Here is a 14343-nt window from a genome sequence, read left to right as displayed (position 1 = left end):
GACGCATCATGATCCTCGGACTGACCATTCCCCAATTCACGACATTGCACGTTGCCTTGAGCCTCATAGGCATCGTAACCGGGTTGATCGCCCTGCCCGCTTATGCGGCAGGGCGATGGATGCCGCGCATGATGGCGCTGTTTCTCGTCACCACGCTCGCCACAACGCTCACCGGCTTCCTTTTTCCAATCGGCAACTTCACACCGGCACTCGGCGTCGGCATCATCTCGACCATCATTCTGGCGGTCGCGCTGGTCGCGCTTTACGGATACGGACTCAATGGCAGGGCGCGAACTGTTTATTCGATCACCGCCACGATGGGCCTTTATCTGAATATGTTCGTGCTGATCGTTCAGTCCTTTCTCAAGGTCGAGGCACTGAACGCACTGGCTCCGAACGGCAACGAACCACCATTCCTTGTCGCTCAACTCGCCCTGCTTGTTGCGGCAATCTGTCTTGGCTGGAAAGCGACGCGCCGCAAGCTTTTAGCCTGAAGCCAGCCCCCCGCCCACACTCACCTGCGGGCTTCCCGGAAAAGCACACTTGCTCGATCCCCTTCGGGCAAGCTTGTGATTTCGTCGTGAACACAGGAAATCGCCACCTCTGAAATTTTCTCTTCCGTCTGTTGCCACCGAACAATATACATTATATGATAACGTATATTAATTTAGAACAACAGGAGAAACCGATGAGTGCCGTGAGGATCAACGAACGTCTGACGGTCGCAGGCCAGCCGGATATCTCCGACTTTTCATCGCTTTCCGATCAGGGCTACAAAAGCATCATCAATGCCCGGCCGGATGGCGAAGAGCCCGGCCAGCCGGGCAATGAACATGAAAAAAGCGCCGCCAATGCTGCGGGTCTTGCCTACAGTTTCATTCCGGTCAATGGCCCGACTATTACCGAAGCCGATATTCGTGCCTTTCAGCAGACAATGACCGAGGCCAAAGGCCCCGTATTTGCCCATTGCAAGGGTGGAGCTCGGGCGCTGACGCTTTATGTGCTTGGCGAAGCGCTGGACGGGCGCATGAAACAAAGCGAGATCACGACTTTCGGCCAACAGCATGGTTTCGATCTTTCCGGCGCCGTCCGCTGGCTGGAGCGGCAGGCTGCGGCAAAGCCGCACGTCAAGGCTTTCTTCGATCCGAGCACATCGAGCGTGCAATATGTCGTTTCCGACCCCGCAACCCGGCGCTGCGCCATCATCGATCCGGTCTACGATTTCGACGAGAAATCGGGGGCGACCGGCACGGTGAATGCCGATGCCATTCTGGCCTATGTCAAGGAGCAAGGCCTGTCGGTGGAATGGGTTCTGGACACGCATCCGCATGCCGACCATTTTTCCGCCGCGCACTATCTCAGCCAAAGAACCGGCGCGAAAACGGCAATCGGCGCCAAGGTCACCGGTGTGCAGCGGCTGTGGCAGGAGAAATATAACTGGCCCGATCTTGAAACAGACGGCTCGCAATGGGACCGGCTGTTTGAAGCGGGAGACCGGTTCAACATCGGCTCGCTGGAAGCTCGCGTGCTGTTTTCACCCGGACATACGCTTGCCTCCGTAACCTACGTGGTGGGCGACGCCGCATTCGTGCATGACACTCTTTTCATGCCTGATTCCGGCACGGCGCGCGCCGATTTTCCAGGCGGCAGCGCCAGAGAGCTCTGGGCATCCATTCAGGACATCCTCGCCCTCCCCGACGAAACGCGGCTTTTCACCGGCCACGACTATCAACCCGGTGGCCGCGCGCCCAAATGGGAAAGCACTGTTGGAGAACAGAAACGCGGCAATCCGCATCTGGCTGGCATGACAGAGGAAGGCTTCATCCAGCTGCGCGAGGCGCGGGATCGCACCTTGCCGATGCCGAAGCTCATTCTGCACGCCTTGCAGGTCAATATCCGTGGCGGGCGCCTGCCTGAGCCGGAGGCCAATGGCAAACGTTATCTGAAATTCCCGCTCGACGTGCTGGAGGGCAGCACATGGTAAAGGAAAACGTGCGGAAACAGATACCTGATATCACCGAAATCCCGCTTGCCGAGATGGAGGAACGCGCAGTCGAGGTCGCCATACTCTTGAAGACACTTGCCCATCCCGCGCGGCTGATGCTCGCCTGCACGCTGGCGCAAGGGGAGTTTTCCGTTGGCGAGCTGGAAGCCAAGCTGGATATCCGCCAGCCCACACTTTCCCAGCAACTTGGGGTTTTGCGTGAGGCGGGCGTTGTTGAAACGCGGCGCGAGGCCAAACAGATCTTCTACCGGTTAACCGAGGAAAAAGCGGCGCAGCTGATCGAGGCTCTCTATACCATCTTCTGTGCGCCGGAGGAAAACCCGTGACAGCCTATTGGCCCTCTCTATTCGGCGGTATGCTGCTCGGCCTCGCGAGTATTCTTCTGTTTCTCTTTAACGGCCGCATCGCCGGTATCAGCGGCATCCTGGGCAATGTGCTCGGCAAGGAACGGCGCTTGACGGATGTGGCCTTCGTCGCAGGTTTGCTGACAGGCCCGTATCTTTACGCCGCCGCATTCGGCCGCTTTCCCGCGCTCACCATATCTGCACCCTGGCCGCTGATCGTCATTGCTGGGCTGCTGGTGGGGTTCGGTACGCGCATGGGATCCGGCTGCACATCCGGCCATGGCATCATGGGTCTTGCGCGATTTTCCCGGCGCTCCATCACCGCCACTGCCATCTTCCTGATCACCGGTATCCTTGCCGCGACGATAACCGGAGCGCTGTCATGAAAAATCAGGTCATGGCGCGTTTCGTGGTGGCACTTGCGGCCGGGGCACTGTTCGGATTTGGCCTCTCCCTGTCCGGCATGATCGATCCTGCCCGCGTTTCAGGCTTTCTTGACGTGGCAAGCGGCCATTGGGATCCGAGCCTGATGTTCGTTCTCGGCGGTGCGGTTTTGGTCGCCGTGCCGGGCGTTCTGTTGTGCCGTTTCCTTGCCAAACCAGTTCTCAGTGCGGAATTTCACCTTGCCGCCAAAACTCGGGTCGACGCGCCGTTGGTTGTGGGCTCGGCTATTTTCGGCGCAGGCTGGGGGTTTGCCGGTTTCTGCCCCGGCCCGGCGATATCGGCGCTTGCTCTCGGCCTAATGCCGGTCATTCTCTTCGTTTGCGCCATGATCGCCGGCATGCTCGTTCACGACCGAATCTACGCCAAACGGTAGGCATTTCCGCCTTGCCTGGACATGCGCGAGAGCAGCAGGCTCTCGCGCATCGTCGCTGGATTACAGGTCGATCAGGCTTTTGCCCGTCATTTCCGCAGGCAGCGGCACATTCATCAATTGCAGCAGCGTGGGAGCGACATCGGCGAGGATACCGTCATGCAGCTTCGCGCCTTCAGGTCCGCCGAACAGGATCACCGGCACCGGATTGGTGGTGTGCGCGGTGTGCGGGCCACCGGTTACCGGGTCGACCATGGTTTCACAATTACCGTGGTCGGCAATCACCAGCATGGCGCCGCCAACCTTTTCCAGAGCGGCAACGACTGCGGCGAGCCCCCGGTCCACGGCTTCGCAAGCCTTGATCGCGGCTTGCAGATCGCCGGTATGGCCCACCATGTCGGGATTGGCGTAATTGGTGACGATGAGATCGTAACCCTTGCCGATCGCCTCGACGAATTTCTCCGTCACCTCAGGCGCGCTCATTTCCGGCTGCAGATCGTAGGTCGCAACCTTGGGAGACTTCGGCATGAAGCGGTCTTCCCCCACTTCAGGTTCTTCCTTGCCACCATTCAGGAAGAAAGTGACATGCGGATATTTTTCCGTCTCGGCCAGACGAAACTGCCGCAGACCCTGCTTGGCAACCCAGGCGCCCAACGTATTTTCGATATCGCGCTTAGGGTAAGCCGTCGTCATGAAGGTCGCATGTTTGGTCGAATATTCCACCATGCCAAGCAGTGCCGAAAGCACAGGCTTTTCACGGACAAACCCGTCGAAATCGTCCGCACCGATGGCAAGCAGGATTTCACGAGCGCGGTCGGCACGGAAATTCAGGCAGAAGAGACCGTCGCCGGATTTGAAGCCTTCGTAACCACCGATGACCGTTGGCAGGATGAATTCGTCCGTAACATCATTTTTGTAGCTTGCGGCAACGGCGCTCACCGCGTCCGGCGCATGTTCGCCCCGGCCGAGAACCATGGCGTCATAGGCCTTTTCAACACGCTCCCAGCGATTATCGCGGTCCATCGCATAATAACGGCCGATCACCGTGCCGATGCTGGCGCCTTCCGGCAGGCTTGCCGCAAATGCGGCGACGAAGCCCTCTGCGGACTGCGGCGCGACATCGCGACCATCGGTGATGGCGTGCACGACGACCTTCAAACCCAGATCGGTCAGCAGCTTCACCGCCGCCCGACCGTGGACGATGTGGCCGTGAACGCCGCCATCGGAAACGACGCACATCACATGCGCCACGCCGCCCGCAGCCTTCACCTTGGCGGCGAAATCGAGCATCGCAGCATTCCTGAAAAAGCTGCCGTCTTCGATAGCCAGATCGATCTGGCCAAGATCCATGGCGACGATGCGACCGGCGCCGATATTGGTGTGCCCAACTTCCGAATTGCCCATTTGCCCGGTGGGCAGGCCGACATTCGGGCCGAAGGTGGTCAGCCGCGCATTCGGGCAGGTCGCGAAAAGCCGATCCATGGTGGGCGTGTTTGCCAGTACCGGCGCATTGCTGGACGTGTCCTCGCTCAGTCCCCAGCCATCGAGAATAGTCAGGACAACGGGTTTGGGAGTGCTCATGAAAGGACCTTCTTCTTCATTCGGTTGCCGATGAACAGCGAAGCGCTGGGCACCGGAGCGCCCCCGTCCGCCACTATGATCATGATGAGAAAACACGCTTCTCGTTCTTTCTCTTCTATACTCGAAGATCGCGAACGCAAGCCTATACCGACACCGAAACAGTTCCGTGAAGCTGAAGTGCTTCACGGAAGAAAATCCTTTTCGAACGAAGCTCAGCCGTCGATGAAGATCAGCGCCGGCTTTTCCAGCAGCGCCTTGATAGCCTGAATGAAGACGGCGGCATCCCAGCCGTCGACGACCCGGTGATCGAAGCTGGAGGAGAGGTTCATCATCTTGCGCGGCACGAAACCGCTGCCATCCCAGACCGGTCGCGTCACGATCTTGTTCACGCCGATGATCGCCACCTCCGGGTGATTGATGATGGGCGTCGAAACGATACCGCCAAGGGGGCCAAGCGAGCTGATGGTGATGGTGGAGCCGGTCAACTCGTCCCGTTGCGCGGCGCCGGTGCGCGCCGCCTCGGCCACGCGCACAACTTCAGCAGCACAATCCCAAAGGCCGAGCGCTTCCGTGTGGCGAACGACCGGGACCATCAGCCCTGTAGGTGTCTGCGTGGCTATGCCGATATGCACCGCTTCGTAGTGACTGACGACCCCTTTTTCGTCATCGAAGGTGGCATTCATGCCGGGATGATCGGCGACCGTTTTCACAAGTGCGCGCATCAGGAACGGCAGGATCGTCAGTTTCGGCTGTCCTGACCGGCGGTTGCCATTCATGGTCGTGCGCAAATCCTCCAGATCGGTCACGTCGATTTCCTCGACATAGGTGATGTGGGGAATGCGGGAGACGGAAAGCGTCATCTTCTCGGCGATCTTGCGCCTCAGCCCTGTCACCTTCACCTCTTCGACAGCGCTATCGCGGGAAGCTATCGGCGCAGCGGGCCGCTCAGATTGCGACCGTGCGGTCAGAAATGTATCGAGATCGGCGTGGGTGATATGCCCGTCCGGCCCTGTTCCCCTCACTTGTCCGAGATCGATATCGAGATCGTCGGCGCGCTGGCGAACGGCTGGCGACGCCAGAGGTTTATGGTGTTCTACCTCAGGGGAAGGCGGCGCATCCTGTATTTCGCGGGCGGGCTGGATTTCAGCCGCTGGCGGCTCTTCCGTCATGTCGGATGGCGCTTCCGGCTCGGTCACATCCGCGGGGGCAGCAACAACAGCGGAGGCATTGGTTTCGATGCGCACCAGCGGTGCCTTAACCGCCACCGTATCACCCACCTCCGCTGCCAACCATGTGACGACGCCCGCAACCGGCGAGGGGATTTCAACCGTCGCCTTGTCGGTCATCACAGCGGCCAGCACCATATCCTCGTGCACGGGATCGCCGGGTTTGACATTCCATTCCACCAGTTCGGCTTCCGCCACACCTTCGCCGACATCAGGCATAGTGATAACAAATTCCGCCATCTTCAGGCCTCCATGACTTCGACGAGGGCGCGCCCGACGCGGGCCGGCCCCGGAAAATAATCCCACTCCTGCGCGTGGGGATAAGGCGTATCCCAACCAGCCACACGGACGACCGGTGCTTCCAGATGATAAAAGCAGTGTTCCTGCACCAGCGACACGACTTCCGCACCGAAGCCTGACGTGAGCGTTGCCTCATGCACCATGACGCAGCGGCCGGTCTTGGAAACGGATTTCACGATGGTGTCCAGGTCGAGTGGCAAAAGGCTGCGCAGATCGATGATCTCGGCATCCACGCCCGTTTCTTCCGCTGCGGCGAGCGCCACATGCACCATGGTGCCGTAAGCGACGACAGTGACATCCTGCCCGGCGCGGCGGATTTCGGCCTTGCCGATCGGAATGGTGTAATGTCCTTCCGGCACCTCGCCCATCTCGTGCTTCGACCATGGCGTTACCGGCCGGTCGTGATGGCCGTCGAAGGGGCCGTTATAAAGCCGCTTCGGCTCCAGAAACATCACCGGATCCGGGTCTTCGATCGAGGCGATCAGCAACCCCTTGGCGTCGTAAGGATTGGAGGGAACCACCACCTTTAGCCCGCAGACATGGGTAAAAAGCGCCTCCGGGCTCTGACTATGCGTCTGCCCGCCAAAAATGCCGCCGCCGGTCGGCATGCGCAGGACTATGGGGCAGGTGAAATCGCCATTGGAGCGATAACGAATGCGCGCCGCTTCTTGGGTGATCTGGTCATAGGCCGGGTACATGTAATCCGCGAACTGGATTTCGACACAGGGGCGCAGGCCATAAGCGGCCATGCCGATGGCCGTGCCGACAATACCGGATTCGCTGATCGGCGCGTCGAAACAGCGGGTCTTGCCATATTTGCTCTGCAAGCCCTGCGTCGCACGAAACACGCCGCCGAAATAGCCCACATCCTCACCGAAAACCACCACATCGTCGCTGCGCTCCATGGACACATCCATGGCGCTGCGGACGGCTTCGATCATCGTCATTCTTGTCATGTCTCACCACCCTGCCTTCTGGCGCTGGCGGGCGAGATGCGGCGGCATCTCGGCGTAAACGCCCTCGAAAATATCCTTCTTTGGCGGCTTGCGGCCCTCATGCAGCGTACCGTGGCTTTCCGCCTCACGCTGCGCCTCAAGCACCTCGTCAGCAATTTCCGCTTCCGCCTGCCGGTGCCGCTCCTCCGACCAGACGCCGCGCAGGATGAGATGTTTCTTCAACCGCAGAACCGGGTCACCCAGTGGCCATGCTTCGGACTCGGTCTTGGGGCGATAAGCGCTCGGATCGTCGGAAGTGGAATGCGCGCCGACACGGTAGGTCACATATTCGATCAGCGTCGGTCCGAGATTGCGCCGCGCCCGCTCCACCGCCCAGCGTGCCACGGCATAAACGGCGAGATAATCGTTGCCGTCGACCCGGAGCGCCGGAATGCCGAAGCCCAGGCCTCTGGCCGCAAAGGTGCCGGAACCGCCGCGCGCGATACCCTGAAAGGTGGAAATGGCCCATTGGTTGTTGACGATGTTGAGGATGACCGGTGCCTTGTAGGTGGAGGCGAAGACCAGCGCCGAGTGGAAATCCGATTCCGCCGTTGAGCCGTCACCGATCCATGCTGCCGCGATCTTCGTATCGCCCTTGATGGCAGATGCCATCGCCCAGCCGACCGCCTGCACATATTGCGTAGCAAGATTGCCGGACACGGTGAAGAAGCCATGCTCCTTCGAGGAGTAAAGAACCGGCAATTGCCGCCCATGCAGCGGGTCCAGTTCGTTGGAATAGATCTGGTTCATCATGGTGACGAGCGGGTAATCGTCGGCGATCAGCAGACCCGCCTGCCGGTAGGTCGGGAAATTCATGTCGCCTTTGGAGAGCGCCTTGCGGAAGGCGCAACTGACCGCTTCCTCACCCAGATGCTGCATGTAAAAGGAGGTCTTGCCCTGCCGCTGTGCCATCAGCATGCGGGCATCGAAAGCCCGCAGCCGCATCATGTTCTTCAGGCCGACGAGCAAATCCTCATCCGAAAGCAGCCCGGCCCACGGGCCGACAGCCTCACCCTGATGATTGAGGACGCGGATTATGGAATAGGCCAGATCGCGCATGTCTTCAGGTGCTGCGTCCACCTCCGGGCGCGGCACGGAGCCGGCCTTGGGTATCTTCACATTGGAGAAATCCGGCTGGTCGCCTGGCCGCACCGCTGGTTCGGGAACATGCAGGCTGAGATGCGTGGTTTCGGTAATATCCATTCTACTCCTCCCATCGCCATCTCCTCCAGACGACGAAACAATTTTCAGAGGTTTCGCGCGATGACCATGCGCTGGACATCGCTGGTTCCCTCGTAAATCTGGCAGATGCGCACATCGCGATAGATCCGTTCCACCGGATAATCCGCCATGTAGCCGTAACCGCCGTGAATCTGGATGGCGTCCGAGCAGACACGCTCCGCCATTTCCGAGGCAAAGAGCTTGGCCATCGAGGCCTCCGAAAGGCAGGGCTCGCCCGCTTCCTTCAGCGCCGCTGCATGCAGCACCAGTTGCCGCGCCGCCGTTATGCGCGTTGCCATATCCGCAAGCCTGAACGCCACGGCCTGATGCTCGATGATGGCTTGCCCGAAGGCCTTGCGCTCGCGGGCATAATCCCGCGCCGCCTCGAAAGCCGCCTGCGCCATGCCAACCGCCTGTGCGGCAATGCCGATACGACCGCCTTCCAGATTGGCGAGCGCGATGCGATACCCCTGCCCCTCTTCACCGAGCCGCAATTCGGCTGGGACCGCCATATCGGTAAAGGCAATCTGGCAGGTATCCGAAGAATGCAGACCGAGTTTTTCCTCGACCCTGATTACCTCGTAACCGGGCGTATCTGTCGGCACGATGAAGGCCGTGATACCTTTTTTGCCAGCAGCAGGATCAGTGACGGCGAAGACGATGACGACATCGCCATTCTTGCCCGACGTGATGAACTGCTTTGCGCCGTCGATGATATAGCGGTCGCCATCGCGCCGCGCTTTTGTCTTCAGATTGGAGGCGTCGGAACCGGCCTGCGGTTCGGTCAGCGCAAAACCGCCGATCCATTCGCCGGAGGCGAGCTTGGGGAGGAAGCGCTGCTTCTGCTCTTCCGTGCCGAATTTCAGGATCGGCACGCAGCCAACCGAATTGTGGACGCTCATGATGGTGGAACAGGCGCCGTCACCGGCAGCGATTTCCTCCAGCGCCAGGGCGTAGGCGACAGCACCGGTTTCCGACCCGCCATAGTCCTCCGAGACCAGCATGCCGAGAAAGCCGAGTTCACCCATTTCTTTCAGCTCGTCTTTCGGGAACCGGCTTTCCCGGTCGCGCGCGGAAGCGCCGGGGGCGAGCCGCTCGCGGGCGAAATCGCGGGCCATGTCCCTGATCTGTTGCTGAGCTTCGTTCAGGATCATCTCCGCCTCCCTTCAGTGCCGCTCGACCGCAAGCGCAGTCGCCTCGCCGCCGCCGATGCAGACGGCGGCAACGCCGCGTTTCAGTCCGTGACGCTGCAAAGCGGCCAGCAACGTGACGACGATGCGTGCACCGGAAGCCCCGATGGGATGGCCGAGCGCGCAGGCGCCGCCATGCACATTCACCTTCTCATGTGGCAGATCGAGATCACGCATGGCCGCCATCACCACAACCGCGAAAGCCTCGTTGATTTCGAACAGATCGACATCCTTTGCCGACCAGCCGGTTTTTTCGAACAGCTTTGTTATCGCGCCGATGGGAGCCGTCGGATATCTGGCGGGTGCATCCGCATGGGATGCCTGACCGATAATGGTCGCCAGCGGTGAAAGGCCTCGTCTTTCCGCTTCGGAACGGCGCGTGAGAACGAGAGCGGCTGCACCATCCGAGATAGAACTGGAATTCGCCGCCGTCACCGTTCCGCCGTCGCGAAAGGCGGGCTTAAGCTGCGGTATCTTTTCCGGCTTTGCCTTCCCCGGCAACTCGTCCACGCCATCATCGCCAACAGGCGCGATTTCCGCTTCGAACGCACCTTCCTCTATGGCGCGTCGTGCCCGTTCCAGTGAGGCGAGCGCAAAATCATCCTGCATCGCGCGAGTGAATTGATACTCTTGCGCGCAATCTTCAGCAAAAGTCCCCATCAGCCTGCCCTTGTCATAGGCGTCTTCTAGACCGTCGAGAAACATGTGGTCGGTGAGCTTGCCGTGGCCAAGACGATAGCCGTTGCGGGCGCGGTCCAGCAGATAGGGGGCGTTGCTCATGCTTTCCATGCCACCGGCAAGCACGATGGAAGAGCTTCCCGCCGCAAGCTGGTCATGTGCCAGCATGATCGCTTTCATGCCCGAGCCACACATCTTGTTGATTGTTGTTGCGCCAACCGAGTTGGGAATGGCGGCGGCAATCGCTGCCTGTCTGGCAGGAGCCTGTCCCTGCCCGGCTGAGAGCACGCAGCCCATCAGTACATCGTCAATGTCAGCGGAAGAAATTGCAGCCCGTTCGACGGCCGCGCGGATCGCCGCCGCCCCAAGATCGGACGCCGCCACCGATTTGAATTCGCCCTGGAACCCACCCATAGCAGTACGGGCGGCCCCGACGATAACGACAGGGTCATGCACAGCCAAATTCACCTCCCTTGGTCATCCTCCCACCGAGAGAACGACCGTCATCGCAATCTCCTCCAGACCGCGACTGACGTGAACGCTATCACTATCTCGAATTCATTTCAAAGCTATTTTGATTGACAGTTTTTTGATTGGCGATATCTTTGATCCAACAATTAGTCATATCATAGAGCAAATGATCCATGATTGAGCTCGACAGTTTCGACCAGAAGATTCTCCATGTGCTTGGCGATGACGGGCGTGTGAGCTGGCGCGATCTGGCGGCCCGGATCGGGCTTTCCTTCACGCCCACACTGCGCCGCGTGCGCAAGCTGGAAGAAGAAGGCATCATTCGCGGTTATACCGCCGTGTTCGATGAGAACCGGTTGCTCGGCAATATGGGCGTCTTCATTTCCGTCACGCTGGAACGGCAGATCAAGGAAGCGCTGACGACGTTCGAGCACCATGTCGCCTCCATTCCGGAAGTGGTGGGCGGCTACCAGACGAGCGGCAGTTCCGACTATCTCATTCATGCCATGGTGCGGGATCTACCGCATTATCAGCAGCTTCTGGATTTCCTGACCACGGTTCCCGGTGTGTCGCGCATCCAGTCCAATTTCGCCATCAAGACATTCGTGCGCCGTTCCGCCGCCTTCACCGGAGGTGACGCGCCATAAATGAGAGTTGCCAGCACGGAGGAGGTGCTGGCCGCTGACGAGAGGGACGGAGATAAACGGCCGTCCGGAGGAGGAGAAGCGATGAGTTTGAACCTCGCCGCCATTTTCGATGCCGATCTCGGCCCGGAAATCGCAGCATTGCGCGACAGCGCAAGAGCATTCGCCGACGATGAAATAGCGCCGCTCGCAGCAGAAATCGATCGCAACGATCAGTTTCCGCGCCAGCTCTGGCCGCGGATGGGTGAACTCGGTCTGCACGGTATTACCGTTTCGGAGGAATTCGGCGGTGCTGACATGGGCTATCTCGCTCATTGCGTGGCGATGGAGGAGATAAGCCGCGCTTCCGCGTCCATCGGCCTGTCCTATGGCGCCCATTCCAACCTCTGCATCAACCAGATTCATCGCTGGGGAACGGAAGAGCAGAAGCGGCGATATCTGCCGAAGCTGGTGTCGGGCGAGCATGTCGGTTCGCTCGCCATGAGCGAGACGGAAGCCGGCTCGGATGTCGTCTCGATGCGGTTGAAGGCGGAACGTAAGGGCGACGTCTATTTGCTGAACGGCACAAAGATGTGGATCACCAACGGTCACGAGGCAGACACGCTGGTTGTCTACGCCAAGACGGACATCTCCGCCGGTGCGCGTGGCATCACGGCCTTTCTGATCGAAAAAGGCTTCAAGGGTTTTCGCCCCGCACAAAAACTCGACAAGCTTGGCATGCGCGGCTCACCCACCTCCGAACTGGTGTTTACGGATTGCGAGGTCCCGGAGGAAAACATCCTCGGGCGTTTGAACGACGGCGTGACGGTATTGATGAGCGGGCTTGATTACGAACGCGCGGTGCTGGCTGCCGGCCCTGTTGGTATCATGCAGGCGGCTATCGATCTGGTGCTACCCTATGCGCGCGAGCGCAAGCAATTCGGCAAGCCGATCGGCGAATTCCAGCTGGTGCAGGGAAAGCTTGCCGATATCTATTCGGCCATGAACGCCTCCCGCGCCTATGTCTATGCCGTGGCGCGCGCTTGCGACAATGGCCGCATCACAAGGCAGGATGCGGCAGGTGCGATCCTGTTTGCCGCCGAGCGGGCGACGCGAGTTGCACTGGATGCAATCCAGCTTCTCGGCGGTTCCGGCTATGTCAATGAAAGTCCGGCCGGGCGGCTGCTTCGGGACGCCAAGCTTTATGAAATCGGCGCGGGCACCAGCGAAATCCGCCGGATGCTGATCGGCCGCGAACTGGTCAAAGGCAATGGGTGAGGAATGCGATGAAGCTTACGTCCAGTCTGAACCGCGATCCCACCTTTTCCGCCAACGTCACGTTCATGTCGGGCCTGGTGGATGACCTGCGGCAGCATGTCGAAAAAATCTCCAAGGGCGGCGGCGACAAGGCGCGCGAACGGCATCTGTCACGCGGCAAATTGCTTGCGCGCGACCGGATAGAAGCACTGCTCGATCCCGGCAGTCCGTTTCTCGAATTCTCGCAATTCGCAGCATACGAGGTCTATGACGAACCCGTTCCGGCCGCCGGCATCGTCACCGGCATCGGTCGCGTCGCAGGCCGTGAATGCGTCATCGTGGCCAATGACGCGACGGTGAAAGGCGGCACCTATTATCCGCTGACGGTCAAGAAACATCTGCGCGCGCAAGAGATCGCTGCCGACAGCCACCTGCCCTGCATTTATCTGGTCGATTGCGGCGGTGCGAACCTTCCCAATCAGGACGAGGTTTTTCCCGACCGCGATCATTTCGGCCGCATCTTTTACAATCAGGCCAATATGTCGGCGGCAGGCATCGCCCAGATCGCCGTGGTGATGGGAAGCTGTACGGCTGGCGGGGCCTATGTGCCTGCTATGAGCGACCAGTCCGTGATCGTCAAAAATCAGGGCACGATCTTCCTCGGCGGCCCGCCGCTGGTGAAGGCCGCAACGGGCGAAGTGGTGAGTGCGGAAGAACTGGGCGGCGCGGATGTGCATTCGCGGCAATCCGGCGTGACTGATCACTATGCCCACGATGACCGCCACGCGCTTTCGCTGACCCGAAGGATCGTCTCCACCCTCAATCGCCGCAAACGCGTGGAGCTGGATATTCGCGAACCCGCAGAACCGCTTTATCCATCGGAGGAGCTTTACGGCATCGTGCCCACCGATACGCGCAAGCCTTTCGAGGTGCGCGAGATCATCGCGCGTCTGGTGGATGGTTCCGAATTCGACGAGTTCAAGGCGCTTTACGGCACGACGCTGGTCTGTGGTTTCGCCCATATCCACGGTTATCCCGTCGGCATCGTCGCCAATAACGGCATTCTGTTTTCGGAATCGGCGCTCAAGGGCGCGCATTTCATCGAACTCTGCTGCCAGCGCGGCATTCCGCTGGTTTTCCTGCAGAACATCACCGGCTTCATGGTCGGCAAGGCCTATGAGGCTGATGGTATCGCGAAGGATGGCGCCAAGCTCGTTACGGCCGTTGCATCGGCCAAAGTGCCGAAATTCACCGTCATTATCGGCGGCTCCTTCGGTGCGGGCAATTACGGCATGTGCGGGCGCGCCTATTCGCCGCGCTTTTTATGGATGTGGCCGAATGCGCGCATTTCCGTCATGGGCGGCGAGCAGGCGGCATCTGTTCTGGCGCAAATCCGGCGCGACGGCATCGAGGCGGATGGCCGCCACTGGTCCAAGGAGGGCGAGGAGGCGTTCAAACAGCCGATCCGGGAAAAATACGAGCGGGAAGGTCACCCCTATTATGCCAGTGCAAGACTGTGGGACGATGGCATCATCGACCCGAAGGACACCCGCCTCGTGCTCGGCCTTGGCCTGTCGGCCGCGCTGAACGCGCCGATTGAACCCACCCGTTTCGGCATATTCAGGATGTGAGGCGACG

At 60.0% G+C, this 14343-nt stretch carries 14 protein-coding genes; 8 read left to right on the top strand and 6 right to left on the bottom strand.

Annotated features, from left to right (window positions below):
- The first annotated feature begins 8 nt into the window (after window positions 1–8).
- From ACZ5A6_RS16340 to ACZ5A6_RS16320, 5 genes are all read left to right on the top strand, one after another.
- Entirely contained in the window at window positions 9–494 is a 486-nt protein-coding gene (locus ACZ5A6_RS16340) for a hypothetical protein (RefSeq protein WP_003511169.1), read from the top strand.
- 194 nt (window positions 495–688) lie between these two features.
- Window positions 689–1984, top strand: a complete 1296-nt coding sequence (gene blh, locus ACZ5A6_RS16335; protein ID WP_112391286.1) for a bifunctional sulfur transferase/dioxygenase Blh — start codon at window positions 689–691, stop codon at window positions 1982–1984.
- Complete coding sequence (bigR, locus tag ACZ5A6_RS16330; RefSeq protein ID WP_080801415.1) at window positions 1978–2331, top strand: sulfite-sensing transcriptional repressor BigR; 354 nt, start codon at window positions 1978–1980, stop codon at window positions 2329–2331. The genes blh and bigR overlap by 7 nt, the downstream gene beginning before the upstream one ends.
- On the top strand, window positions 2328–2735 hold the full coding sequence (locus tag ACZ5A6_RS16325; protein ID WP_003511172.1) for a YeeE/YedE family protein: 408 nt from the start codon (window positions 2328–2330) through the stop codon (window positions 2733–2735). The genes bigR and ACZ5A6_RS16325 overlap by 4 nt, the downstream gene beginning before the upstream one ends.
- Entirely contained in the window at window positions 2732–3166 is a 435-nt protein-coding gene (locus tag ACZ5A6_RS16320) for a YeeE/YedE family protein (protein WP_013761694.1), read from the top strand. The genes ACZ5A6_RS16325 and ACZ5A6_RS16320 overlap by 4 nt, the downstream gene beginning before the upstream one ends.
- Before the next feature lie 60 nt (window positions 3167–3226).
- On the opposite strand, the gene gpmI is transcribed toward ACZ5A6_RS16320, so the two are convergent.
- The 6 genes from gpmI to ACZ5A6_RS16290 all read right to left on the bottom strand — a co-directional run bounded on the left by gpmI (window position 3227) and on the right by ACZ5A6_RS16290 (window position 10816).
- Entirely contained in the window at window positions 3227–4744 is a 1518-nt protein-coding gene (gene gpmI, locus ACZ5A6_RS16315) for a 2,3-bisphosphoglycerate-independent phosphoglycerate mutase (protein WP_080801418.1), read from the bottom strand.
- 212 nt (window positions 4745–4956) lie between these two features.
- Window positions 4957–6210 (bottom strand): dihydrolipoamide acetyltransferase family protein, encoded by a 1254-nt coding sequence (locus ACZ5A6_RS16310; RefSeq protein WP_464111164.1) that lies wholly within the window; start codon window positions 6208–6210, stop codon window positions 4957–4959.
- Window positions 6211–6212: 2 nt separating this feature from the next.
- The gene (locus tag ACZ5A6_RS16305; RefSeq protein WP_080801423.1) at window positions 6213–7226 is read right to left on the bottom strand and encodes an alpha-ketoacid dehydrogenase subunit beta; all 1014 of its coding nucleotides are present in this window, start codon (window positions 7224–7226) and stop codon (window positions 6213–6215) included.
- A 3-nt stretch (window positions 7227–7229) separates the two neighbouring features.
- Entirely contained in the window at window positions 7230–8468 is a 1239-nt protein-coding gene (locus ACZ5A6_RS16300; protein ID WP_003511177.1) for a 3-methyl-2-oxobutanoate dehydrogenase (2-methylpropanoyl-transferring) subunit alpha, read from the bottom strand.
- Window positions 8469–8512: 44 nt separating this feature from the next.
- Window positions 8513–9640: an acyl-CoA dehydrogenase family protein gene (locus tag ACZ5A6_RS16295; RefSeq protein ID WP_003511179.1), complete on the bottom strand. Its 1128-nt coding sequence runs from the start codon at window positions 9638–9640 to the stop codon at window positions 8513–8515.
- Between the two features lie 12 nt (window positions 9641–9652).
- Window positions 9653–10816, bottom strand: a complete 1164-nt coding sequence (locus ACZ5A6_RS16290) for an acetyl-CoA C-acyltransferase (RefSeq protein WP_464111163.1) — start codon at window positions 10814–10816, stop codon at window positions 9653–9655.
- A 182-nt stretch (window positions 10817–10998) separates the two neighbouring features.
- On the opposite strand from ACZ5A6_RS16290, the gene ACZ5A6_RS16285 reads away from it, so the two are divergent.
- The 3 genes from ACZ5A6_RS16285 to ACZ5A6_RS16275 all read left to right on the top strand — a co-directional run bounded on the left by ACZ5A6_RS16285 (window position 10999) and on the right by ACZ5A6_RS16275 (window position 14336).
- On the top strand, window positions 10999–11472 hold the full coding sequence (locus ACZ5A6_RS16285; protein ID WP_003500312.1) for an Lrp/AsnC family transcriptional regulator: 474 nt from the start codon (window positions 10999–11001) through the stop codon (window positions 11470–11472).
- An 81-nt stretch (window positions 11473–11553) separates the two neighbouring features.
- Window positions 11554–12726, top strand: coding sequence for an isovaleryl-CoA dehydrogenase (locus ACZ5A6_RS16280; RefSeq protein ID WP_464111162.1), 1173 nt, complete (start codon window positions 11554–11556; stop codon window positions 12724–12726).
- Between the two features lie 8 nt (window positions 12727–12734).
- Window positions 12735–14336, top strand: coding sequence for a carboxyl transferase domain-containing protein (locus ACZ5A6_RS16275; protein ID WP_464111161.1), 1602 nt, complete (start codon window positions 12735–12737; stop codon window positions 14334–14336).
- The last annotated feature ends 7 nt before the right edge of the window (window positions 14337–14343 follow it).

This window comes from Agrobacterium sp. 6Ca8 (genome assembly GCF_055382765.1).
This window is presented reverse-complemented; position numbering and strand designations above follow the sequence as displayed.